This is a genomic window from Pseudomonas sp. C 49-2, assembly GCF_003970195.1.
In the GTDB taxonomy this organism is placed as follows: domain Bacteria; phylum Pseudomonadota; class Gammaproteobacteria; order Pseudomonadales; family Pseudomonadaceae; genus Aquipseudomonas; species Aquipseudomonas canadensis.
Map to the genome: position 1 here is coordinate 746,676 of NZ_RXYG01000001.1, position 21,632 is coordinate 768,307.

At 59.9% G+C, this 21,632-nt stretch carries 24 protein-coding genes; 14 read left to right on the top strand and 10 right to left on the bottom strand.

The genetic code is table 11. The features are described from left to right. The first annotated feature begins 107 nt into the window (after positions 1–107). The 10 genes from EJ576_RS03475 to EJ576_RS03520 all read left to right on the top strand — a co-directional run bounded on the left by EJ576_RS03475 (position 108) and on the right by EJ576_RS03520 (position 9,876). Entirely contained in the window at positions 108–1,355 is a 1,248-nt protein-coding gene (locus EJ576_RS03475) for an ABC transporter permease (RefSeq protein ID WP_126569572.1), read from the top strand. 12 nt (positions 1,356–1,367) lie between these two features. Next, entirely contained in the window at positions 1,368–2,192 is an 825-nt protein-coding gene (locus EJ576_RS03480; RefSeq protein ID WP_028618151.1) for an ABC transporter permease, read from the top strand. A gap of 216 nt (positions 2,193–2,408) precedes the next feature. Continuing rightward, positions 2,409–3,557 carry an iron-containing alcohol dehydrogenase gene (locus EJ576_RS03485; RefSeq protein WP_122729411.1) on the top strand — a complete coding sequence of 383 codons (1,149 nt, stop codon included), beginning with the start codon at positions 2,409–2,411 and terminating at the stop codon, positions 3,555–3,557. A gap of 84 nt (positions 3,558–3,641) precedes the next feature. Further along, the gene (gene rpe, locus EJ576_RS03490; protein WP_028618149.1) at positions 3,642–4,316 is read left to right on the top strand and encodes a ribulose-phosphate 3-epimerase; all 675 of its coding nucleotides are present in this window, start codon (positions 3,642–3,644) and stop codon (positions 4,314–4,316) included. After that, on the top strand, positions 4,313–5,131 hold the full coding sequence (locus EJ576_RS03495; protein ID WP_016977891.1) for a phosphoglycolate phosphatase: 819 nt from the start codon (positions 4,313–4,315) through the stop codon (positions 5,129–5,131). Before rpe ends, EJ576_RS03495 begins: the two co-directional genes overlap by 4 nt. Positions 5,132–5,201: 70 nt before the next feature. Beyond that, the gene (gene trpE / locus EJ576_RS03500; protein WP_028618147.1) at positions 5,202–6,683 is read left to right on the top strand and encodes an anthranilate synthase component I; all 1,482 of its coding nucleotides are present in this window, start codon (positions 5,202–5,204) and stop codon (positions 6,681–6,683) included. A gap of 9 nt (positions 6,684–6,692) precedes the next feature. After that, positions 6,693–7,286 carry an aminodeoxychorismate/anthranilate synthase component II gene (locus EJ576_RS03505; protein ID WP_126569573.1) on the top strand — a complete coding sequence of 198 codons (594 nt, stop codon included), beginning with the start codon at positions 6,693–6,695 and terminating at the stop codon, positions 7,284–7,286. Between the two features lie 9 nt (positions 7,287–7,295). Further along, positions 7,296–8,345 carry an anthranilate phosphoribosyltransferase gene (gene trpD / locus EJ576_RS03510; RefSeq protein WP_010206948.1) on the top strand — a complete coding sequence of 350 codons (1,050 nt, stop codon included), beginning with the start codon at positions 7,296–7,298 and terminating at the stop codon, positions 8,343–8,345. Further along, positions 8,342–9,178, top strand: a complete 837-nt coding sequence (gene trpC / locus EJ576_RS03515; protein WP_122729407.1) for an indole-3-glycerol phosphate synthase TrpC — start codon at positions 8,342–8,344, stop codon at positions 9,176–9,178. Before trpD ends, trpC begins: the two co-directional genes overlap by 4 nt. A 2-nt stretch (positions 9,179–9,180) precedes the next feature. Continuing rightward, a complete protein-coding gene (locus tag EJ576_RS03520; RefSeq protein ID WP_126569584.1) occupies positions 9,181–9,876 on the top strand; it encodes a lipoate--protein ligase family protein in 696 nt (231 codons plus the stop codon). Here the strand turns inward: EJ576_RS03520 and crp are convergent. Then, the gene (crp, locus tag EJ576_RS03525; protein WP_028618143.1) at positions 9,873–10,517 is read right to left on the bottom strand and encodes a cAMP-activated global transcriptional regulator CRP; all 645 of its coding nucleotides are present in this window, start codon (positions 10,515–10,517) and stop codon (positions 9,873–9,875) included. The two genes, EJ576_RS03520 and crp, sit on opposite strands and share 4 nt — an antisense overlap. A gap of 247 nt (positions 10,518–10,764) precedes the next feature. Between crp and EJ576_RS03530 the strand changes: the two genes are divergently transcribed. After that, positions 10,765–11,187 carry an OsmC family protein gene (locus EJ576_RS03530; protein WP_005792019.1) on the top strand — a complete coding sequence of 141 codons (423 nt, stop codon included), beginning with the start codon at positions 10,765–10,767 and terminating at the stop codon, positions 11,185–11,187. A 64-nt stretch (positions 11,188–11,251) separates the two neighbouring features. Here the strand turns inward: EJ576_RS03530 and coq7 are convergent, their stop codons facing one another. The 6 genes from coq7 to hemJ form a co-directional block, all read right to left on the bottom strand. After that, positions 11,252–11,899: a 2-polyprenyl-3-methyl-6-methoxy-1,4-benzoquinone monooxygenase gene (coq7, locus tag EJ576_RS03535; protein ID WP_015886151.1), complete on the bottom strand. Its 648-nt coding sequence runs from the start codon at positions 11,897–11,899 to the stop codon at positions 11,252–11,254. A gap of 116 nt (positions 11,900–12,015) precedes the next feature. Further along, positions 12,016–12,354 (bottom strand): histidine triad nucleotide-binding protein, encoded by a 339-nt coding sequence (locus tag EJ576_RS03540; RefSeq protein WP_010206940.1) that lies wholly within the window; start codon positions 12,352–12,354, stop codon positions 12,016–12,018. A 46-nt stretch (positions 12,355–12,400) separates the two neighbouring features. After that, complete coding sequence (locus EJ576_RS03545; RefSeq protein WP_016977897.1) at positions 12,401–13,189, bottom strand: SDR family oxidoreductase; 789 nt, start codon at positions 13,187–13,189, stop codon at positions 12,401–12,403. A gap of 63 nt (positions 13,190–13,252) precedes the next feature. Then, complete coding sequence (locus tag EJ576_RS03550) at positions 13,253–14,209, bottom strand: DUF805 domain-containing protein (RefSeq protein WP_028618142.1); 957 nt, start codon at positions 14,207–14,209, stop codon at positions 13,253–13,255. 69 nt (positions 14,210–14,278) lie between these two features. Beyond that, positions 14,279–15,241, bottom strand: a complete 963-nt coding sequence (locus EJ576_RS03555; RefSeq protein WP_025857066.1) for a nitronate monooxygenase family protein — start codon at positions 15,239–15,241, stop codon at positions 14,279–14,281. A 24-nt stretch (positions 15,242–15,265) separates the two neighbouring features. After that, positions 15,266–15,694 carry a protoporphyrinogen oxidase HemJ gene (hemJ, locus tag EJ576_RS03560; RefSeq protein ID WP_028618141.1) on the bottom strand — a complete coding sequence of 143 codons (429 nt, stop codon included), beginning with the start codon at positions 15,692–15,694 and terminating at the stop codon, positions 15,266–15,268. A 135-nt stretch (positions 15,695–15,829) separates the two neighbouring features. Here hemJ and argC point away from each other — a divergent pair, with 135 nt between their 5' ends. Continuing rightward, a complete protein-coding gene (argC, locus tag EJ576_RS03565; RefSeq protein ID WP_010206935.1) occupies positions 15,830–16,864 on the top strand; it encodes an N-acetyl-gamma-glutamyl-phosphate reductase in 1,035 nt (344 codons plus the stop codon). Positions 16,865–17,028: 164 nt separating this feature from the next. Then, positions 17,029–17,379 carry an iron-sulfur cluster insertion protein ErpA gene (gene erpA, locus EJ576_RS03570; RefSeq protein ID WP_003176443.1) on the top strand — a complete coding sequence of 117 codons (351 nt, stop codon included), beginning with the start codon at positions 17,029–17,031 and terminating at the stop codon, positions 17,377–17,379. Between the two features lie 67 nt (positions 17,380–17,446). On the opposite strand, the gene EJ576_RS03575 is transcribed toward erpA, so the two are convergent. Then, positions 17,447–18,538, bottom strand: a complete 1,092-nt coding sequence (locus tag EJ576_RS03575) for an anhydro-N-acetylmuramic acid kinase (protein WP_126569574.1) — start codon at positions 18,536–18,538, stop codon at positions 17,447–17,449. A gap of 3 nt (positions 18,539–18,541) precedes the next feature. After that, the gene (locus EJ576_RS03580; protein ID WP_122729394.1) at positions 18,542–19,960 is read right to left on the bottom strand and encodes a peptidoglycan DD-metalloendopeptidase family protein; all 1,419 of its coding nucleotides are present in this window, start codon (positions 19,958–19,960) and stop codon (positions 18,542–18,544) included. A 208-nt stretch (positions 19,961–20,168) separates the two neighbouring features. On the opposite strand from EJ576_RS03580, the gene tyrS reads away from it, so the two are divergent. Beyond that, positions 20,169–21,368, top strand: a complete 1,200-nt coding sequence (gene tyrS, locus EJ576_RS03590) for a tyrosine--tRNA ligase (protein WP_126569575.1) — start codon at positions 20,169–20,171, stop codon at positions 21,366–21,368. Between the two features lie 36 nt (positions 21,369–21,404). Here tyrS and EJ576_RS29865 read toward each other — a convergent pair. Next, a partial coding sequence (locus tag EJ576_RS29865; protein ID WP_218570329.1) for a hypothetical protein occupies positions 21,405–21,632 on the bottom strand: 228 nt, incomplete at its 5' end.

A 21,632-nucleotide genomic window follows, 5' to 3' on the forward strand; every position in this document is an offset into this window, starting at 1 on the left:
GACACCTCGGTGCAACTGATGCACCGAGGCGATGCCATCGCAGGCAAGCCAGCTCCCACAGGGACCGTGTTGACCAAGGTCCCAACCGTAGATTTTCGGAGTTTGCCATGGCCATCGCCGTTCCCTCGAACGAGGTCAACAGCCCCACCCTCAAGCAGCGCCTGGCGCGTGCCGAGCGGCTCAATCGCTGGAAGGCCCAAGCCTTGATCGCGCCGCTGGTGCTGTTCTTGCTGCTGGTGTTCCTGGTGCCGATTGTTGCGCTGCTGTTCAAAAGCGTCGGCAACCCGGAAGTGGTGGGCGGTTTACCGCGTACCGTGGTGGCGGTGACGGCATGGGATGGCCGGGGCTTGCCGGGCGAGCCGGTGTACCAGGCCCTCAGTGAGGACTTGGGCGAGGCCCGTCAAAATCAGACCTTGGGCGATCTGTCCAAACGCTTGAACATGGAACTGGCCGGCTACCGCAGCCTGCTGACCAAAACTGCGCGGGCGCTGCCCTTCAGCGAAGCGCCTGCCTCCTATAAAGAAGCGCTGGAAAGCCTCGATGAACGTTGGGGTGACCCGGCGTACTGGCAGGCGATCCGGCGCAATACCAGCAGCCTGACGCCGTTCTACCTGCTGGCGGCGGTCGATCACCGCATCGATGACCTCGGTGAAGTGGCGCCGGCCACGCCGGACCAGGCGATCTATCTGGATATTTTCGCCCGGACCTTCTGGATGGGCCTGGTGATCACTGCGGTCTGCCTGCTGTTGGCCTATCCGCTGGCCTACCTACTGGCCAATCTGCCGGCACGCAAAAGCAACCTGCTGATGATCCTGGTGTTGCTGCCGTTCTGGACCTCAATCCTGGTGCGAGTCGCCGCGTGGATCGTGCTGCTGCAATCTGGCGGCCTGATCAACAGTGCACTGTTGGGCATGGGCCTGATCGATAAGCCGCTGGAGCTGGTGTTCAATCGGACCGGCGTCTACATCTCCATGGTGCACATCTTGCTGCCGTTCATGATCCTGCCGATCTACAGCGTGATGAAGGGCATCTCGCCCACCTACATGCGCGCGGCGATTTCCCTGGGCTGTCACCCATTCACCAGCTTCTGGCGCGTGTACTTCCCGCAGACCTACGCCGGTGTCGGGGCCGGTTGCCTGTTGGTGTTCATCCTGGCGATTGGTTACTACATCACCCCGGCGCTGCTGGGCAGCCCGAACGACCAGATGGTCAGCTACTTCGTGGCGTTCTACACCAACACCAGCATCAACTGGGGCATGGCCACGGCGTTGGGCGGCTTGCTGCTGCTGGCCACCGTGGTGCTGTACCTGATCTATAACCGCCTGGTAGGCGCCAGCCGCCTGCGCCTGAGCTGAGGAGACCTTGTGATGCTGAGCCCTTATATGTCGCCCGTTGAGCGGGTGTGGTTCTACAGCTTGCGGATCCTCTGCGGCTTGATCCTGTTGTTTTTGATTCTGCCGGTGCTGGTGATCATCCCGCTGTCGTTCAACAGCGGCAGTTTCCTGGTGTACCCGCTGCAAGGCTTTTCGCTGCATTGGTATCAGGACTTCTTCGCCTCCGCCGAGTGGATGCGGGCGCTGAAGAACAGCATTATCGTTGCCCCTGCGGCCACGGTGCTGGCGATGGTATTCGGCACCTTGGCGGCGATCGGCCTGACCCGCGGCAACTTCCCCGGCAAGGCATTGGTCATGGCGCTGGTGATTTCACCCATGGTGGTGCCGGTGGTGATCATCGGCGTGGCCAGCTACCTGTTCTTTGCGCCGTTGGGCCTGGGCAACAGTTTCTTCTCGCTGATCGTGGTGCATGCGGTGCTGGGTGTGCCGTTTGTGATCATCACCGTGTCGGCGACGTTGCAGGGGTTCAACCATAACCTGGTGCGGGCGGCAGCTAGTCTCGGCGCCTCGCCATTGACTGCATTTCGCCGAGTGACCTTGCCGTTGATCGCGCCGGGGGTGATTTCCGGGGCGCTGTTTGCTTTCTCCACTTCGTTTGACGAGGTGGTAGTAACGCTGTTTCTCGCCGGCCCCGAGCAAGCGACCCTGCCACGCCAGATGTTCAGCGGCATCCGCGAAAACCTCAGCCCGACGATTGCGGCGGCGGCGACTCTGTTGATTGCCTTCTCCGTGCTGCTGTTGCTGACCCTGGAATGGTTGCGTGGCCGTAGCGAGAAACTGCGTACCGCCCAGGTCTGAGTGGGTAAACGCGATCACCTGTGGGAGCTGGCTTGCCTGCGATTGCATCGCCGCGGTTTGCCTGTCACACCGAGTCGCCTGAATCGCAGGCAAGCCAGCTCCCACATAAACCGTGCCCGCGTTGAGTCACCTGACCATTCAGACCCTGAATGCTGGGCAACCCAAAATCCCGAGCTACTCTTGTGCCAGCCCATCACTTAATAAGAGGCCGCGCACATGAGTACTTCCTCATTCAAGATCGCCCACAAACTGCTGACCGGCGCTGGCGCCATCGAACAACTGGCCTTTGAACTGACCCGCCTGGATGTGGACAACCCGCTGATCGTCACCGACGCAGCGCTGGTCAAGTCCGGCACCGTGGCGCTGGCACTCGAACATCTGGGCGAGCGCACCTACGAGATTTTCGACCGGGTGTTACCCGACCCGGAAATCGCCATTGTGGAAGACTGCATGCGCGTTTACCGCGAGGGCGGGCACGACGGCCTGATCGGCGTGGGCGGCGGCAGTGCCATCGATATTGCCAAAAGTGTTGCGGCGTATGCGGGCTACCACGGCGCGCTGGCCGACTTGTTCGGCGTCGACCAGGTGCCACGCAAAGGCCCGCCGCTGATCGCTATCCCCACCACCGCCGGCACCGGCTCGGAGGTGACCAATGTTGCGATTCTCTCCGACAAGGCCGCGCAACTGAAAAAGGGCATTGTCAGCGATTACCTGCTGCCGGACGTTGCGCTGATCAGCCCGCAAATGACCCTGACCTGCCCGCGCAGCGTCACCGCCGCCAGTGGCGTGGACGCGCTGGTGCACGCCATCGAGTCCTACTTGTCGCTGAACGCCTCGCCGATCACCGACGCCTTGGCCATCGGCGCCATCAAGCTGATCGCCAGTGCATTGCCCAAGGCCTACGCCAACCCGGCCAACCTGCAGGCCCGCGACGACATGGCCACCGCCAGCCTGATGGCCGGCATGGCGTTCGGGAATGCGGGAGTCGGCGCGGTGCACGCGTTGGCTTATCCATTGGGCGGGCGGTTCAATATCGCCCATGGCGTGAGCAATGCGCTGCTGCTGCCCTATGTGATGCACTGGAACAAGCTGGCCTGCGTGGAGCGCATGCAGGAGATTGCGCAGGCGATGGGCGTGAATATCACCGGCTTGAGCGTCAACGATGCCGCCGACCAGGCCGTTGAGGCGATGACGCGACTGTGTGCCGCAGTGGAGATCCCGGCGGGCTTGCGCAGTTTCGGGGTGCCCGAGGACGCGATCCCAGCCATGGCGGTAGAAGCGGCGGGTATTGAGCGCTTGATGCGCAACAATCCACGCAAGCTCAGCGCGGTCGATATCGAGAAAATCTACCGGGCCGCTTACTAACCGTTGAGTTAGGTCACGGTGCGCGCGGCAAAGCATGAGGTATACAATGCGCGCCATCGTGATTTAGCTCAAAAAAGGTGCGTCATGCAGCCCTTCGTCATTGCTCCATCGATTCTCTCCGCCGACTTTGCCCGCCTGGGTGAGGAAGTGGACAAGGTATTGGCCGCCGGTGCCGACTTCGTGCACTTCGACGTCATGGACAACCACTACGTACCTAACCTGACCATCGGCCCGATGGTCTGCGCTGCGCTGCGCAAGTACGGCATCACTGCGCCGATCGATGCACACCTGATGGTCAGCCCGGTGGATCGCATCATCGGCGACTTCGTCGACGCCGGCGCCACCTACATCACCTTCCACCCGGAAGCCTCGCTGCACGTCGATCGCACCCTGCAACTGATCCACGAAGGTGGTTGCAAGGCGGGCCTGGTGTTCAACCCGGCCACTCCGTTGAGCGTGCTTGAGTACGTGATGGACAAGGTCGACATGATCCTGCTGATGAGCGTCAACCCGGGCTTCGGCGGCCAGAAGTTCATCCCCGGCACGCTGAACAAGCTGCGTGAAGCCCGTGCGCTGATCGATGCCTCCGGCCGCGATATCCGCCTGGAAATCGACGGTGGGGTCAACGTCAACAATATCCGTGAAATCGCCGCCGCTGGCGCCGACACCTTTGTGGCCGGCTCGGCGATCTTCAACGCGCCCGACTACCAGGAAGTCATCGACAAGATGCGTGCCGAGCTGGCGCTGGCGCGTCCATGAGCGGCTTTGAGCAGCTGTTCCCCGGCAAATTGCCACGGCTGGTGATGTTCGATCTGGACGGCACCTTGATCGACTCGGTGCCCGACCTGGCGGCGGCGGTGGACGAAATGCTGCTCAAACTGGGGCGCAAGCCGGCCGGGATCGAGTCAGTGCGCGAATGGGTCGGTAACGGCGTGCAGATGCTGGTGCGCCGGGCCTTGGCCAACAACATCGATGCTGAAGGTGTCGATGATGTGGAGGCCGAGCATGCGCTGGAACTGTTCAACGCCGCCTATGAAGATGGCCATGAACTGACCGTGGTCTACCCCGGCGTGCGCGACACCCTCAAGTGGCTGAGCAAGCAGGGCGTGGAAATGGCCCTGATCACCAACAAGCCGGAGCGCTTCGTCGCGCCATTGTTGGACCAGATGAAAATCGGCCGGTATTTCCGCTGGATCATCGGTGGCGATACCCTGCCGCAGAAAAAACCCGACCCGGCGGCGCTGTTTTTCGTGATGAAAATGGCCAATATCCCGGCCTCGCAGTCGTTGTTTGTCGGCGATTCACGCAGTGATGTGCTGGCGGCAAAGGCCGCGGGCGTGCAGTGCGTGGCCCTCAGCTACGGCTATAACCATGGTCGGCCGATCGCCGAAGAGTCGCCTTCATTGGTGATTGATGACCTGCGCCTGTTAATCCCCGGTTGCTTGGGAGCTGGCGCTGAGATAACGTTGCCCGATACCGATCCGTCCCCTTCTGGAAATTCCATCGTGGTGGTCACTCGCAAACTCTGGATGAAAGTCATCAAGGCCCTGGCCCGCTGGCGTTGGCGCGCCTGACTGATCCTGGCCGCACTCTGCGGCGCGTTTGCATACCTGACTGTTAGACCCTCAAGCCACGAGGCATATCATGACCCGCGAAGAATTCCTGCGTTTGGCCGCTGCCGGCTATAACCGCATCCCCCTGGCCTGCGAAACCCTGGCCGACTTCGACACGCCGCTGTCGATCTACCTGAAACTGGCCGACGAGCCTAACTCCTACCTGCTCGAGTCCGTACAGGGCGGCGAGAAGTGGGGGCGTTACTCGATCATCGGCCTGCCGTGCCGCACGGTGCTGCGGGTACACGACCATCATGTGAGCATTACCCATGATGGCGTCGAGATCGAAAGCCATGACGTGGAAGACCCGCTGGCGTTCGTCGAAGCGTTCAAGGCGCGCTACAACGTGCCGACCATTGCTGGCCTGCCGCGCTTCAACGGCGGCCTGGTGGGTTACTTCGGTTATGACTGCGTGCGTTATGTGGAAAAACGCTTGGGCAAATGCCCGAACCCGGATCCGCTGGGCGTGCCGGACATTCTGCTGATGGTTTCCGATGCCGTGGTGGTGTTCGACAACCTTGCCGGCAAGATGCACGCGATCGTACTCGCCGATCCATCCCAGGAGGACGCGTTCGAGCAAGGCCGCGCCAGCCTCGAAGCCCTGTTGGAAAAACTGCGCCAGCCGATCACCCCGCGTCGCGGCCTGGACCTCAGCCGTCCGCCGGCGGCCGATCCGATCTTTCGTTCAAGCTTTACCCAGGATGACTACGAGCGCGCCGTCGATACCATCAAGGAATACATCCTTGCGGGTGACTGCATGCAGGTGGTGCCGTCGCAGCGTATGTCCATCGATTTCAAGGCCGCGCCGATCGATCTGTATCGCGCATTGCGCTGCTTCAACCCCACGCCGTACATGTACTTCTTCAACTTTGGTGACTTCCACGTGGTGGGCAGTTCGCCGGAAGTGCTGGTGCGTGTCGAAGACAACCTGATCACGGTGCGCCCAATCGCCGGCACCCGCCCACGCGGTGCGACCGAAGAGGCCGACCTGGCGCTCGAAGAAGACCTGTTGAGCGACGACAAGGAAATCGCCGAGCACCTGATGCTCATCGACCTGGGCCGCAACGATACCGGGCGTGTCTCGGAAATCGGTTCGGTGAAGCTCACCGAGAAAATGGTGATCGAGCGTTATTCGAATGTAATGCACATTGTGTCCAACGTCACCGGCGAGCTGAAAGCCGGCTTGACTGCAATGGACGCGCTGCGTGCGATTCTGCCGGCGGGCACCTTGTCGGGTGCGCCGAAGATCCGCGCGATGGAAATCATCGACGAACTGGAGCCGGTCAAGCGCGGTGTGTATGGCGGCGCCGTGGGTTATTTCGCCTGGAACGGCAACATGGACACGGCCATTGCGATCCGCACGGCCGTGATCAAGGACGGGGAGCTGCACGTGCAGGCCGGTGGCGGGATTGTCGCCGACTCGGTGCCGGCCCTCGAATGGGAAGAAACCCTGAACAAGCGCCGCGCGATGTTCCGCGCCGTTGCGCTGGCTGAACAGACCCCCAATTCCTGAGGTTTCCCCATGTTGCTGATGATTGATAACTACGATTCCTTTACCTACAACGTTGTGCAGTACCTGGGTGAGCTGGGTGCCGAGGTCAAGGTGGTGCGCAACGACGAAATGACCGTAGCCGAGATCGCTGCCCTGAACCCGGAGCGCATCGTGGTTTCGCCAGGCCCGTGCACGCCGACCGAGGCGGGCATCTCCCTGGAGGCGATCCAGTATTTCGCCGGCAAGTTGCCGATCCTGGGCGTGTGCCTGGGCCATCAGTCCATCGGCCAGGCCTTTGGTGGTGACGTGGTGCGCGCGCGACAGGTGATGCACGGCAAGACCAGCCCGGTGTTCCATAGAGATGCAGGCGTGTTTCATGGCCTCAACCTGCCGGTGACCGTGACCCGCTACCACTCGCTGGTGGTCAAGCGCGAAACCCTGCCGGAATGCCTGGAGCTGACCGCCTGGACCCAACTTGAAGATGGCTCGGTCGATGAAATCATGGGCCTGCGCCACAAGACATTGAATATTGAAGGGGTGCAATTCCACCCTGAATCGATCCTGACCGAGCAGGGCTACGAGCTGTTCGCCAACTTTCTCAAGCAGAGCGGCGGCACGCGCTAAGGACTTTCCATGGATATCAAGACTGCCCTGAGCCGTATCGTCGGCCACCTGGACCTGAGCACCGCTGAAATGAGCGATGTGATGCGCGAAATCATGACCGGTCAATGCACCGACGCGCAGATTGGCGCGTTCATGATGGCTATGCGCATGAAGAGCGAAAGCATCGACGAGATTGTCGGCGCCGTGTCGGTGATGCGCGAGTTGGCGGACAAGGTCGAGCTCAAGACCCTCGACGGCGTGGTCGATGTGGTCGGCACTGGCGGTGACGGTGCGAACATCTTCAACGTGTCGACGGCTTCTTCGTTTGTGGTCGCGGCGGCGGGTTGCACCGTGGCCAAGCACGGTAACCGCGCAGTGTCCGGCAAGAGCGGCAGCGCCGACCTGCTGGAGGCGGCCGGGATCTACCTGAACCTGACGCCGGTACAAGTGGCGCGTTGCATCGACAGCGTCGGCATCGGCTTCATGTTTGCCCAATCCCATCATGGTGCGATGAAGCACGCCGCTGGCCCGCGCAAGGACCTCGGCCTGCGCACCTTGTTCAACATGCTCGGCCCGCTTACGAATCCGGCCGGTGTGAAACACCAGGTGGTGGGTGTGTTCAGCCAGGCGCTGTGCCGGCCATTGGCCGAAGTACTGCAACGCCTGGGCAGCAAGCATGTGTTGGTGGTGCATTCCAAGGACGGCCTGGACGAATTCAGCCTGGCGGCACCGACTTTCGTGGCAGAGCTGAAAAATGACCAGGTCACCGAGTATTGGGTCGAGCCGGAAGACCTGGGCATGAAGAGCCAGAGCCTGCACGGCTTGGCGGTAGAAAGCCCGGCGGCCTCCCTGGAGTTGATTCGCGATGCCCTGGGGCGTCGCAAGACCGAGAACGGTCAAAAAGCTGCCGAGATGATAGTGTTGAATGCGGGTGCTGCGCTGTATGCGGCGGACCACGCCTACAGTCTTAAAGAAGGTGTTGCCTTGGCCCACGATGCGCTGCACACCGGTCTGGCTCGCGAGAAGCTCGAAGAGCTGGGAGCATTCACCGCGGTATTCAAGATGGAGAATGAAGGATGAGTGTGCCGACCGTTCTGGAAAAGATCCTGGCCCGCAAGGCTGAAGAAGTGGCTGAGCGCCGTGCCCGCGTGAGCCTGGCCGAGCTGGAAGCCCAGGCGAAGATCGCCGATGCGCCGCGTGGCTTTGCCAATGCGCTGATCGCCCAGGCCAAGCTCAAGCAGCCCGCCGTCATTGCTGAAATCAAGAAAGCTTCGCCGAGCAAGGGCGTGATTCGTGAGATCTTCATTCCTGAAGAGATCGCCAAGAGCTACGAGAAGGGCGGGGCGACCTGCCTGTCCGTACTGACCGATATCGACTACTTCCAGGGTTCCGACCTGTTCCTGCAGCAGGCCCGCGCCGCGTGCAAGTTGCCGGTGATCCGCAAGGATTTCATGGTCGACCCGTATCAGATTGTCGAAGCTCGTGCCCTGGGCGCCGACTGTGTGCTGTTGATCGTCTCCGCCCTGGATGACGTGAAGATGGCCGAGCTGGCGGCCGTGGCCAAAAGCGTTGGGCTGGATGTGCTGGTGGAAGTGCACGACGGTGACGAACTGGAACGCGCCCTGAAAACCCTCGACACACCGCTGGTGGGGGTCAACAACCGTAACCTGCACACCTTTGAAGTCAGCCTGGAGAACACCCTCGACCTGCTGCCGCGCATTCCGCGCGACCGTTTGGTGATTACCGAGAGTGGCATCGTCAACCGTGCCGATGTGGAGTTGATGGAGATCAGTGGCGTGTATTCGTTCCTGGTGGGCGAGACCTTCATGCGTGCCGAGAACCCGGGAGCTGAATTGCAGCGCCTGTTCTTCCCGGAGCGTGGTGTGGCGGTCAGCGGTTCGACACTGGATTGATGCTGATGCAGCCGGTGGCGATGACCGTCGAAGCAGGGCTTGCCGCCGAGCAAGACCTGCTGGCGGCTGTTTGCGCGGGTGAGCGGGAATATGGGTTGCTGTTCTGGCAACCCAGTGACCAAGCCTTGGTCATGCCACGTCGTTTGAGCCGCTTGCCGGCATTTGAGACCGCCAGCCAGGTCTCCGCGCATGCCGGTTGGCCGGTATTGTTGCGTGAAACCGGTGGAGAACCGGTGCCGCAGTCGAATGCGACGGTCAACATCGCCCTGGTCTATGCTCCGCCGCGCAGTGAAGGCGATCAGAACCGTATCGAAACCGGTTATTTGCGTTTATGCCAACCGATCTGCGATTTGCTGATCGAGTTGGGAGGCGATGCGTCCGTTGGTGAAATCGACGGCGCGTTTTGCGACGGTCGCTACAACGTCAACCTTAACGGCCGAAAAATGGTCGGCACGGCCCAGCGCTGGCGACAAAGTGGTGGTCGCCCGGTGGGGTTGGTGCACGGTGCGCTGTTGCTGGAAAACGATCGCGAAGAGCTGATCGCGGCGGTCAATCGCTTCAATGAAGCTTGCGGCCTCGACCAGCGGGTGCGTGCCGACAGCCATATTGCCCTGCACGAAGCCTTTCCGGCACCGAATGCGCTCAGCCGGCTGGACGCCCTGTACCGTCAAATGCTGGCCAGCTTCCTGCCGGTTTAGCGGGTACCGAACACCACCATCGTCTTGCCTTTGACGTGCACCAGGTTGCGTTCTTCCAGGTCCTTGAGCACGCGACCGACCATCTCCCGCGAACAGCCGACAATGCGCCCGATTTCCTGGCGTGTGACCTTGATCTGCATGCCATCGGGGTGCGTCATGGCGTCGGGTTGTTTGCACAGGTCCAGCAGGCAGCGCGCGACTCGGCCAGTGACGTCGAAGAAGGCCAGGTCGCCGACCTTGCGCGTGGTGTCGCGCAGACGCTGGGCAATCTGGCCGCTCAGGGCGTAAAGAATGTCGGGATCGTACTGGGCCAGTTCGCGGAACTTGGCGTAGCTGATCTCGGCCACGTCGCATTCGACCTTGGCGCGCACCCAGGCGCTGCGTTCCTGTTCCTTGCCGGCTTGTTCGAACAGCCCCAACTCCCCAAAAAAATCCCCGGTGTTCAGGTAGGCGATGATCATTTCGCGGCCGTCTTCATCCTCGATCAGGATGGTGACCGAGCCTTTGATAATGAAGAACAGCGTTTCGGAGCGTTCGCCGGCGCAGATGATGTTGTGCTTGGCCGGGTAGCGGCGGCGCTGGCAATGCATCAACAGTTTGTCGAGATTCTTGATTTTGGGTATGGGAGTAAGGGCAACCATGGTTGTATCCCGAAAAGACTGCGCTAAATAGTTTGAGTTGTTGTATTCATCGGGTATCGGCACTGATACGCGCTGTATAAAGGGTGGCATTACGCCATCGATTTGGCGTCAGCTTAACAGACACATTCTGACTCGATTAGCCAATTTTCCGCGCAAAGCCTGCTATTGATCGCTTTTGTTGCAAACGCTGACGCAGGCGGGCCCTGTGCTAAGCTGGCGACCCTTTTTTAGCAGTGGAGTCTGGGCGATGAAGGCACGCATCCAATGGGCGGGCGAAGCCATGTTCCTCGGTGAGTCGGGCAGTGGCCATGTGGTGGTCATGGATGGCCCGCCGGAAGCCGGTGGCCGTAACCTGGGCGTACGCCCGATGGAAATGCTCCTGCTGGGCGTAGGCGGTTGCAGCAATTTCGACGTGGTCAGCATCCTGAAGAAATCCCGCCAGGCCGTGGAAAGCTGCGAAGCCTTCCTGGAAGCCGAGCGTGCCACTGAAGACCCCAAGGTATTCACCAAAATCCACATGCATTTCGTGGTGAAGGGCCGGGCGCTGAAAGAAGCCCAGGTCAAGCGTGCTATCGAGCTGTCGGCCGAGAAGTATTGCTCGGCGTCGATTATGCTGGGCGCGGCCGGTGTGGCCATCACCCACGATTACGAAATCATCGAGTTGGGTTGATCACTCAATCGGCGGGCAAAAAGAAAGGGCGCTGTGATAGCGCCCTTTTTTCGGTTCGATGCATTCAAATTCTATAGGTGCTTTTGGTCATGACTTTGGCCAAGAGACTCATGCCGAACCGCACCGGCGCCGGAAACCGGAAACCGCCCGCATCCAGCGCGCTTTCCGCGTGGTGTTCTTCATCGATGCGCATCTGCTCAAGAATCGCCCGGGACTTTTCGTCCTCGGCTGGCAGTTGTTCCAGATGCTCATCCAGGTGTTTGCACACTTGATGTTCGGTCGCGGCGACAAAACCCAGGCTGACTTTGTCGCTGATCAGGCCGGCAGCGGCGCCAATCCCGAACGACAAGCCGTAAAATAAAGGGTTCAGCACGCTCGGGTGACTGCCCAATTGGCGAATGCGTTGCTCGCACCAGGCCAGGTGGTCGATTTCTTCCTCGGCGGCATGTTCCATGGCGGCACGGACCTGCGGCAGCTTGGCGGTCAGGGCCTGGCCCTGGTACAGCGCCTGGGCGCAGACTTCGCCGGTATGATTGATACGCATCAGGCCGGCAACGTGGCGGGTCTCGGTCTCGCTCATCTGGGCGTCGGGCTGCACGATCGCGGGCGAAGGGCGATACGGCTGGCCGCTGAATGGCAGCAGCGTGCGCATGGCCATATCGGCTTGCAGCAACAGACGGTCAATCGGCGAGTAGTGACGTTGGGTAGTCATGCTGACCTCCGGGAAGAATCTCGGCGGCCAGTTTACCGCAAGAGAGGGGGAAGCGTTTGCGCTGCATCAAGGACATGGGGTCGCAGCCTGGACTGCGACCTTTGCTGAAAGGCTGATCAGCCCGGCGGCCAGTTCATCTGGCGCTGACCCAGCACATGCATATGGATGTGATAAACGGTCTGCCCGCCTTTCGGGTTGCAGTTCATCACCACCCGGAAACCTTCTTCACACCCTTGTTCTACAGCCAGGCGCTGGGCGGTGAACAGGATATGACCGGCCAGGGCTTTATCTTCTTCAGTCAGGTCATTGAGCGTGGGGATGTGTTTCTTGGGAATGACCAGGAAATGCACAGGCGCCGCCGGATGGATGTCCTTGAACGCCAGGACTTGATCATCTTCGTAGATGATATCCGCGGGTATTTCTCTGTTGATGATCTTGGTGAACAGAGTATCCACAGCTGTTTCTCCATTATGAATGTGCAAGGTGAGTGTACTCAGCCAATCAACGTGGGCAATAGGCCTTGTTGATGGCGCCGGCAATCTTGCGGGTCAGCCAGCGTGGGCTGAAACGCGGGCTGAAGGCGATCCAGCGGTTGCGACGGCCGGGAATGATGATGGCTTTGTTCTTTTCCAGTGCGCGTACGGTGTAGAGCGCCACTTCTTCGGGGCTCATCAGCTGTTGGCTGCGGTCGAGCTTGGCGGTGTCCATCTGCGCGGTGCCGAAGAACGCGGTGCGTGTCGGGCCGGGGCAGAGCACCGAGACCTTGATGCCGCAGGTTTTCAGTTCTTCGCGCAGGCCTTCGGAGAAATGCAGTACATAGGCCTTGCTGGCGTAATAAGTGCTCATCCACGGGCCGGGCTGGAACGCCGCGATGGACGCCACATTGAGAATCTGCCCGCCGCCGTGCAGCGCCATGGTGTTACCGAGCGCGTGGCACATACGGGTCAGGGCGAGGATGTTGACCTCCATGAGGTCTTGTTCGGTCATCCAGTCCTGGGCCAGGAATGGCCCGCTGGTGCCGATACCGGCGCAGTTCACCAGCAGGTCGATCTGCCGCTCGCCTTCTTCAAGCTCCAGCAGGAACCCGGACAAGCGCAACGGCTCGCCCAGGTCGCAGGCTCGGAACAGCACCTCGACACCAAACCGTTGGGTCAATTCGATTGCAATGCTTTCCAACTGATCACGCTGGCGGGCCACCAGAATCAAGCTGCGGCCGCGACGGGCCAGGGCTTCGGCCATGGCCAGGCCAATGCCGCTGGAGGCGCCGGTGATCAGAGCGTAACGGGTCATGCCTTTCTCCATCGCAACGCCGCCGCGCCTGTGACAAAGGCATCACAGGCCGGGGGCGTTTCTTCACTGTTCTGGAGAGTCTACAGGTTCGCCCGCTTCGTCAGCACTCTGTGCTTCGTCTTCTTCGACGGTCGCGGCTTGGTCGGCATCTTCATCGGAGGTGATGGAGCTGCTTTCGTAGCTGCTGTCCATGTTGGCTTCGAGCTGGTTCAGGTAACCGTTCATGCCCAGGGTCACCACGATGGCAAGCATGACCGGGATAAACGCCAGCCACAGGGTGGCCAGGACTTTTACCGCCGTGGAGTTGCGTGGTGGTGGCGCGCCGTACTGGTTGGCGCCTGCATTGCCCGGCAATACCAGCAGCAGGATCGGGAAGACGCTGTTCACCAGCGGAACCAGGTTGAGGAAGTACAACCAGCCCGACCAACCCAGGTCGTGCAGGCGCTGCACACCGATTTGTACACTGACCCAGACCAGCGCAACAAACAATGCGAGGCCCAGCAATACGCCGAGGATGGTGCCAGCGGTCGGCGAAGCGGTGGCAACGGCAAAGCTGACGGTGCTGATGATGCCGCCGGCAACCAACAGGGCCAGGGTCAACACCAGGGTCCAGGCGAGATAACGCAGACGACCGATGCGTCCGTGGATAGTGAACACCTTGAGGGTGGCGTACTCCGGCAGGTCATCACCCACGGCGGAGCGCGGTGGTGCATACGGTGAGGCCGCAGGGCGCGAGAAACTGCCAGAGTCTGTCTCGTGAGTTTCAGCCAGGCTGAAGGCCACAGGCTGTTCGGGCTCAATGCGCGCATCGACACCGGCGTTTTTCAGTGCGGTGAGGTAGGTTTCCGCATCCGGGCGCGACAGGTCACGTTTGAGTGCGACAGGGCGACCGGTGAAGAGCTTCTCGATGGCTTCGACGTCACTCTTGAACAGCTCGGCCAGGTTCAGCTTGGCCGTGGTGCTTTCGACACCCGGGAGCAGGGCTCCATCAAACACAATCTTGAAACGGTTGTCGCTCATGCGGGCTTCCTTGTCACTTGATTCAGGGAGGTAGTGCAGGCCGGCTCAAGCAGCAGGCCATGCGATGGGTCAGCGCGGCCAGCGCAATTGAGCTGCCTGTTCACGGGCCTTGCGGTATTCGGCATCCAGACGGGCAACCAGTTCATCGACGCTGGGCAAATCATCAATCTCACCGACACCTTGGCCGGCGGACCATACAGTCTTCCATGCCTTGGCCTCGTCGCTCAACGGCTTGAGCTTGGAACCGAAGTTGACTTCGCCTTTGCCTTGCAAGGCGGCGAGGTCGAAACCGGCGTTTTCCAGGCTCTGGCGCATAAAGCTGGCGGGCACGCCGGAGACAGCGGGAGTGTGCACGATGTCGGCCGCGCGCGATGTGAGCAGCATCTCTTTATAAGCATCCGGGGCGTGACTTTCGGTGGTGCCGATAAAGCGTGTGCCGAAGTAGGCCAGGTCTGCACCGAGCAACTGGGCGGCGAGAATCTCGTGCCCGTGGTTGAGGCAGCCGGCCAGCAGCAGGGTCTTGTCGAAGAACTGGCGTATCTCGGCAATCAGTGAGAACGGGCTCCAGGTGCCGGCATGACCACCGGCACCGGCCGCGACGGCGATCAGGCCATCTACGCCGGCTTCGGCAGCCTTCTCGGCATGACGTCGGGTGGTGACGTCATGGAACACCAGGCCACCGTAGCTGTGTACGGCGTCTACCAACTCCTTCACGGCGCCCAGGCTGGTGATGACGATCGGCACTTTGTGCTCGACGCAGATCGCCAGATCCGCCTCGAGCCTTGGGTTGCTGTTGTGCACGATCAGGTTGACGGCGTAAGGCGCGGGGTTGTCCAACTGGGCCAGGCCCGCTTCGATTTCCTCCAGCCAGGCCTTGAACCCACTGCTTTCACGTTGGTTGAGCGCCGGGAAACTCCCGACCACCCCATTGCGGCAGCACGCCAGGACCAGTTGCGGGTTGGAAATCAGGAACATCGGCGCCGCCACGACGGGCAGGCGCAGGCGTTGTTCAAGCAGAGCGGGCAATGACATTGGAGGTACCCCGAGTAATTGAAGTTAGAACGGTTTGACCACGACCAAAATTACGATAGCCAGCAATATCAGAACGGGCACTTCATTGAACCAGCGATAAAAGACATGGCTGCGGGTGTTTTCGCCACGCGCAAAACGTTTTACCTGTGCGCCGCACATGTGGTGGTAGCCAATAAGCAGCACGACCAGCGTCAGCTTGGCGTGAATCCAACCGCCCGAGTGAAAGATGCTCGGGTTCAGGTAGATCAGCCAACCGCCGAAGATCAGCGCGGCAACCATTGCCGGCCCCATGATGCCGCGGTACAGCTTGCGCTCCATGACGCTGAAACGTTCCTTACTGACAGTGTCGTCGCTCTGCGCGTGGTAAACGAACAGGCGGGGCAGGTAAAACAGCCCGGCAAACCAGCAGACAATGCTGACGATATGAAAGGCTTTGACCCATAGATAAAGCATTTTTAGTTATTCCCAGGTTCACGGTAGCCGAGATAGTAGTGGCTCATGCGCCCGTACGTCACGTTGACGGTTGTCGCAGGACGATACGGCCCCTATTATCGACGGCTTTCCAGTGGGTTCGTTGAGGGCAGGTTTATGGTCAAGGTCGGTATCGTCGGCGGCACGGGTTACACCGGTGTCGAATTGCTGCGTCTGTTGGCACAGCATCCGCAAGCTGAGGTGGTGGTCATCACTTCCCGATCCGAGGCCGGGCTGGCCGTGGCCGATATGTACCCGAACCTGCGAGGCCACTACGACGGCCTGGCGTTCAGCGTTCCGGACATCAAGACCCTGGGCGCCTGCGACGTGGTGTTCTTCGCCACCCCGCACGGTGTTGCCCACGCATTGGCCGGTGAACTGCTGGCGGCGGGTACCAAGGTGATCGATTTGTCGGCGGATTTCCGTCTGCAGGACGCTGACGAGTGGGCCAAGTGGTACGGTCAGCCTCACGGTGCGCCGGAGCTGTTGGAAGAGGCGGTGTACGGCCTGCCGGAAGTCAATCGTGAGCAGATCAAGCAAGCGCGCCTGATCGCGGTGCCGGGTTGCTACCCGACTGCTACTCAATTGGGTTTCCTGCCCTTGCTGGAAGCCGGGCTGGCGGACGCTTCGCGTTTGATCGCTGACTGCAAGTCAGGTGTCAGTGGTGCCGGTCGTGGTGCGGCGGTTGGTTCGCTGTACTCCGAGACCTCGGAAAGCATGAAGGCCTATGCGGTGAAAGGTCACCGTCATTTGCCGGAAATCCGCCAAGGCTTGCGTCGTGCGGCGGGTAAGGATGTGGGCCTGACCTTTGTGCCTCATCTGACGCCGATGATTCGCGGCATTCACTCCACGTTGTACGCGACTGTCGTCGATCGCTCGGTAGACCTGCAGGCGCTGTTCGAGAAGCGTTATGCCAACGAACCGTTCGTCGATGTGATGCCTGCTGGCAGCCACCCGGAAACCCGCAGCGTGCGCGGTGCCAATGTGTGCCGGATTGCCGTACACCGTCCGCAGGATGGCGACTTGGTGGTGGTGTTGTCGGTGATCGATAACTTGGTCAAGGGCGCGTCTGGCCAGGCGGTGCAGAACATGAACATCCTGTTTGGCCTGGATGAGAAGCTGGGCTTGTCCCATGCGGGCATGTTGCCTTAAGGCCGGTGAGCCGTTAATCAAAAGGCCCGTTGATCGGGCCTTTTGTGTTTTTAATGGCGGCAGCGCAGATTGATATACCGTAACAATAGTTGACCGCTTTTCTAGGAGAAGCGGATAATGCCGCCATTACGCATATGGCGGCGGTACGCCGGGAGATTATCAGCATGAGCGTTGAATCCTTCACCCCCACGGCTTTGCAATTCACCCACGGTGCTGCGCACAAGGTGAAGAGCCTGGTCGATGAAGAGGGTAATGATCGCTTGAAGCTGCGCGTATTCGTTACGGGCGGCGGTTGTTCAGGGTTTCAGTACGGTTTTACCTTCGATGAAGATGTGGCCGATGATGACACCATTGTTGAGCGCGAGGGTGTGAGCCTGGTCGTGGATCCGATGAGCTTCCAATACCTGGCAGGTGCCGAGGTGGATTACCAGGAAGGTCTGGAAGGTTCGCGTTTCGTGATCAAGAACCCTAATGCCACCACGACCTGTGGTTGCGGGTCTTCGTTCTCGATCTGATCTGTAGCGCATACAAAAACGCCGCTTGGCTGTGATAGGCCAAGCGGCGTTTTGCTGTCCGGATATTTTAGGCGGGGTAGATCGCGCCCAGTACCCGAAGCCCGCGTGCGCCGGTGACGCTCGGGCGGTTGGCGGCAATGCCTTCGAGGCAGCAGTGGGCCAGCCAGGCGAAGGCCATGGCTTCGACCCAGTCGGGATCCACCCCGTAGGTAGCGGTGCTGCTGACGTGAGTTGACGGAAGCAGGGTGGCCAGGCGGTTCATCAGCGTGGCGTTGTGAGCGCCGCCGCCACATACCAGCAATGTTTCTGTCTGGGATTGGGCCGACTGTAGGGACTCAACGATCGTCAGGGCGGTCAGCTCAAGCAGCGTTGCCTGCACATTCTGAGGCTCAAATGCAGGCAAGCGGGCAAGGTGTTGGCGCAGCCATTCCAGGTTGAATACTTCGCGCCCAGTGCTCTTGGGGCCTTTGGTCACGAAGAAGGGGTCGCTGAGCAGGGCATTGAGCAACTGGGGCTCGACCTTGCCGCTGGCCGCCCACTGACCATCGCGATCAAAGTGTTCGCCGCGTTGTTGGTGAATCCACGCATCCAGTAGGACGTTGCCCGGGCCGCAGTCGAAGCCGGCTACAGGCTTACCGGTCTCGATAAGGCTGAGGTTGCTGAAACCTCCGACATTCAATACGGCACGGTTACCAGTGCGCTCGCCAAACAACGCTTCGTGGAAGGCGGGTACCAGCGGGGCGCCCTGGCCACCGGCGGCCACATCGCGGCTGCGGAAATCGCTGACCACGGTGATGTTTGTCAGCTCGGTGAGCAAGGCCGGACTACCGATTTGTACGGTAAAGCCCCGGGCGGGCTCATGACGGATAGTCTGGCCATGGCTACCAACCGCACGAATGTCTTGCGGCTTGAGGTTTTGCTGGTCGAGTAGAGCGTGAATGCCTTGTGCGGCGAGGTTCACCCAGTTCTGCTGGGCGATGGCTGAGCGGGCAATTTCATCCGGCCCGCTGGCGCATAGAGCGAGCAGCTCGGCGCGCAGGGTATCTGGCATTGGGATGTAGTGCGTGGCGATCAACTTGATCGCCGGGTCTTGCTCGATCAAGGCAATGTCCAGGCCGTCGAGGCTGGTCCCGGACATCACGCCTATATAGAGCGGCATACCTTAACGCTTCGCCGAAGCCAGCAGGGTGGAGCGCTCTTGATCCATGCGCGCCATCAACGGCTGGCTTTGTTGCATGAAGCGGGCGCGCTCGGCCTTGGCGATCGGGTCGGCCATCGGCAGTTTCTGGCCCAGTGGGTCGACGTGGACGCCATTGACCTGGAACTCATAGTGCAAGTGCGGGCCAGTGGACAGGCCGGTAGTGCCGATATAGCCGATCACTTGGCCTTGCTTCACGGTACCGCCAGTTTGCACGCCCTTGGCGAAACCTTGCATGTGGCCATATAGCGTACGGTAGGTGTTGCCGTGCTGGATGATCACGGTATTGCCGTAACCGCCGCGACGACCGGCCAACAGCACCTTGCCGTCGCCGGCAGCCTTGATTGGCGTGCCACGCGGGGCCGCATAGTCCACACCTTTATGGGCGCGGATTTTGTTCAGAATTGGATGCTTGCGACCCATGGAGAAACGCGAGCTAATACGAGCGAAGTCCACCGGGGTGCGGATGAATGCCTTGCGCATGCTATTGCCGTCGGCGGTGTAGTAGCTGCTGTTGCCTTGTTTGTTGGTGTAACGCACGGCGGTGTAGGTTTTGCCGCGGTTGGTAAAGCGCGCCGAGAGGATATTGCCCGTGCCGACGACCTTGCCGTTGGCGACTTTCTGCTCGTAGATCACGTCGAATTCGTCGCCTTGACGGATGTCCTGAGCGAAGTCGATGTCGTAGCCAAACACGCTGGCCATGTCCATGGTCATGCTGTGGGACAGACCGGCGCGGGCTGCGGATTGTGACAGCGAGCTGTTGATGACGCCGTGTACGTAGGCGGAGCGCATCACTGGTTTGGTCGTGATGCGGTTGAAGGCAAAGCCCTTGGCGCCTTTGGTCAGGGTAATGCTTTCAAGGTCGCTGACATTGCTATGCAGGTTGTGCAGTTGGCCGTCAGGCGTCAGTTCGAACTCAAGTTTCTGGCCGTGTTTGAGCTGGGTGAATTGCTTGGCTTGCTTGTCGCTGGCCAGTACTTCATTGACGGTGGCAGCGGGGAGGCCGACTTTCTCAAATAGGGTCGACAATGTGTCGCCCTTGGCCACGATCACTTCACGGTGTTGTGGGTTCTTGGCGGCGTCGGCGACCGGTGCAGGCGGCTCTTGGGCGGCTTGCTGGGTATCTTCGGGGCTGCTTTCTATCTGGGCGAACGGCGATTCAGTCGGTGCATTTGTGGCTTGTTGCGCGTCGGAAGCGTCTTGATCTTGTGTCAGTTGTTCAACGGGGCTTTCCAGGTCAAGGCTCAGGGATGTTCGTTTGGCTTCTACGTCACTGGAAGGGAATACCAGGAGTGCCAGGCTGAGAAGTGCGGCGATACCACTTGCGGCGAGCAGGTGGGTCTTCGGGTAAAGCGGCGGCGCTTTAGACGGTTCAGTGGTCATAGGTAATTTGACTTTGAAGATGAAATGGAAAAGATGAATGACATGATGAAGATGAAATAACTGTATAAAATATAACCAAATCATCTGTGGCGCAAGCTCGCGAACGCTGGGCTTGCTGAACGGTGTCCGTTCGCAGGGCAAAACTTGTAATTAGTCCCTGATCTTGTATGGTTGGTTCCCTTTTGAATCTGAGCCTTGCGGGTCTGTTATGAAGTCGGTTGAAGAGCAGCTAGCGCTGATAAAACGTGGTGCGGAAGAACTGTTGGTTGAAGCTGAGCTGATCGAAAAGCTCAAGCGTGGCCAGCCCCTGCGTATTAAGGCTGGCTTTGATCCGACCGCGCCGGATCTGCACCTGGGTCATACCGTGCTTATTAATAAGCTGCGCCAGTTCCAGGAGCTGGGGCATCAGGTCATCTTCCTTATCGGTGACTTCACCGGAATGATCGGTGATCCGAGTGGCAAGAGCGCGACGCGCCCGCCGCTGACGCGTGAGCAGGTGCTCGACAATGCCGAGACCTACAAGACCCAGGTGTTCAAGATTCTCGATCCGGCCAAGACCGAAGTGGCATTCAACTCCACTTGGATGGATCAGATGGGGCCAGCGGACTTCATTCGTCTGACCTCTCAGTACACCGTTGCGCGGATGCTTGAGCGCGATGACTTCGACAAGCGCTACTCCACCAATCAGCCGATCGCCATTCATGAGTTCCTCTATCCGCTGGTTCAGGGCTATGACTCGGTAGCCTTGCGTGCGGACGTTGAGTTGGGTGGCACTGACCAGAAATTCAACCTGTTGATGGGGCGTGAACTGCAGCGTGCGTATGGGCAGGAAGTTCAATGCATTCTGACCATGCCGTTGCTCGAAGGGTTGGATGGCGTCAAGAAGATGTCCAAGTCCTTGGGCAACTATGTCGGCATCCAGGAAGCGCCGGGTGTGATGTACGGCAAGCTGGTCTCCATTCCGGATGCGCTGATGTGGCGTTACTTCGAGTTGTTGAGCTTCCGCTCGATGGATGAGATCAATGCGCTGCGTGCTGATGTAGAGGCAGGCGCCAATCCTCGTGACGTGAAGATCAAGCTGGCTGAAGAGATTGTTGCGCGTTTCCATGGTGAAGAGGCTGCTGCCAATGCTCACCGTGCTGCGGGTAATCGTATGAAGGATGGCGAGCTGCCAGATGATCTGCCGGAGATTGAGCTGTCTGCTGCCGAGGCGATGCCGATCGCGGCTGTCCTTAATAAGGCGGGTCTGGTTAAGAACTCGGCCGTTGCGCGTGACCTTCTGGGTTCCGGTGGTGTGCGTATAGATGGTGAGGTTGTGGACCGCACCTTTATATACGAGCTGGGCGCTACCCACGTTTGCCAGGCTGGCAAGAAGGCATTTGCGCGTATTACGCTCAAATCCGAATAAAACTGAAATTAGGTATTGACGGCGAATTGTAACTCTCTATAATTCGCCCCACTTCCGGCGCAGTCGAAACGGAAAACTTCTTGGTAAACAATGAGTTATGTAAGTTTCGGCAGTAGGTTGCTTCAGTTCATCGAAGCCAAAAGGAAGTTGAAAAAGAGGTGTTGACAGCAGCGTGTAACGCTGTAGAATTCGCCTCCCGCTGACGAGAGATCGGAAGCGCAAGTGGTTGAAGTTGTTGAAGAAATCTTCGAAAGCTTCTGAAAA

Coding starts and splice junctions, on each gene's coding strand:
- trpE (WP_028618147.1), top strand. CDS start 5,202: ATGACCCGCGAAGAATTCCTGCGTTTGGCCGCTGCCGGCTATAACCGC.
- EJ576_RS03495 (WP_016977891.1), top strand. CDS start 4,313: ATGAGCGGCTTTGAGCAGCTGTTCCCCGGCAAATTGCCACGGCTGGTG.
- argC (WP_010206935.1), top strand. CDS start 15,830: ATGGTCAAGGTCGGTATCGTCGGCGGCACGGGTTACACCGGTGTCGAA.
- coq7 (WP_015886151.1), bottom strand. CDS start 11,899: ATGACTACCCAACGTCACTACTCGCCGATTGACCGTCTGTTGCTGCAA.
- EJ576_RS03530 (WP_005792019.1), top strand. CDS start 10,765: ATGAAGGCACGCATCCAATGGGCGGGCGAAGCCATGTTCCTCGGTGAG.
- trpC (WP_122729407.1), top strand. CDS start 8,342: ATGAGTGTGCCGACCGTTCTGGAAAAGATCCTGGCCCGCAAGGCTGAA.
- EJ576_RS03555 (WP_025857066.1), bottom strand. CDS start 15,241: ATGTCATTGCCCGCTCTGCTTGAACAACGCCTGCGCCTGCCCGTCGTG.
- tyrS (WP_126569575.1), top strand. CDS start 20,169: ATGAAGTCGGTTGAAGAGCAGCTAGCGCTGATAAAACGTGGTGCGGAA.
- crp (WP_028618143.1), bottom strand. CDS start 10,517: ATGGTTGCCCTTACTCCCATACCCAAAATCAAGAATCTCGACAAACTG.
- erpA (WP_003176443.1), top strand. CDS start 17,029: ATGAGCGTTGAATCCTTCACCCCCACGGCTTTGCAATTCACCCACGGT.
- EJ576_RS03505 (WP_126569573.1), top strand. CDS start 6,693: ATGTTGCTGATGATTGATAACTACGATTCCTTTACCTACAACGTTGTG.
- EJ576_RS03575 (WP_126569574.1), bottom strand. CDS start 18,538: ATGCCGCTCTATATAGGCGTGATGTCCGGGACCAGCCTCGACGGCCTG.
- trpD (WP_010206948.1), top strand. CDS start 7,296: ATGGATATCAAGACTGCCCTGAGCCGTATCGTCGGCCACCTGGACCTG.
- EJ576_RS03475 (WP_126569572.1), top strand. CDS start 108: ATGGCCATCGCCGTTCCCTCGAACGAGGTCAACAGCCCCACCCTCAAG.
- EJ576_RS03550 (WP_028618142.1), bottom strand. CDS start 14,209: ATGAGCGACAACCGTTTCAAGATTGTGTTTGATGGAGCCCTGCTCCCG.
- hemJ (WP_028618141.1), bottom strand. CDS start 15,694: ATGCTTTATCTATGGGTCAAAGCCTTTCATATCGTCAGCATTGTCTGC.
- EJ576_RS03545 (WP_016977897.1), bottom strand. CDS start 13,189: ATGACCCGTTACGCTCTGATCACCGGCGCCTCCAGCGGCATTGGCCTG.
- EJ576_RS03485 (WP_122729411.1), top strand. CDS start 2,409: ATGAGTACTTCCTCATTCAAGATCGCCCACAAACTGCTGACCGGCGCT.
- rpe (WP_028618149.1), top strand. CDS start 3,642: ATGCAGCCCTTCGTCATTGCTCCATCGATTCTCTCCGCCGACTTTGCC.
- EJ576_RS03480 (WP_028618151.1), top strand. CDS start 1,368: ATGCTGAGCCCTTATATGTCGCCCGTTGAGCGGGTGTGGTTCTACAGC.
- EJ576_RS03580 (WP_122729394.1), bottom strand. CDS start 19,960: ATGACCACTGAACCGTCTAAAGCGCCGCCGCTTTACCCGAAGACCCAC.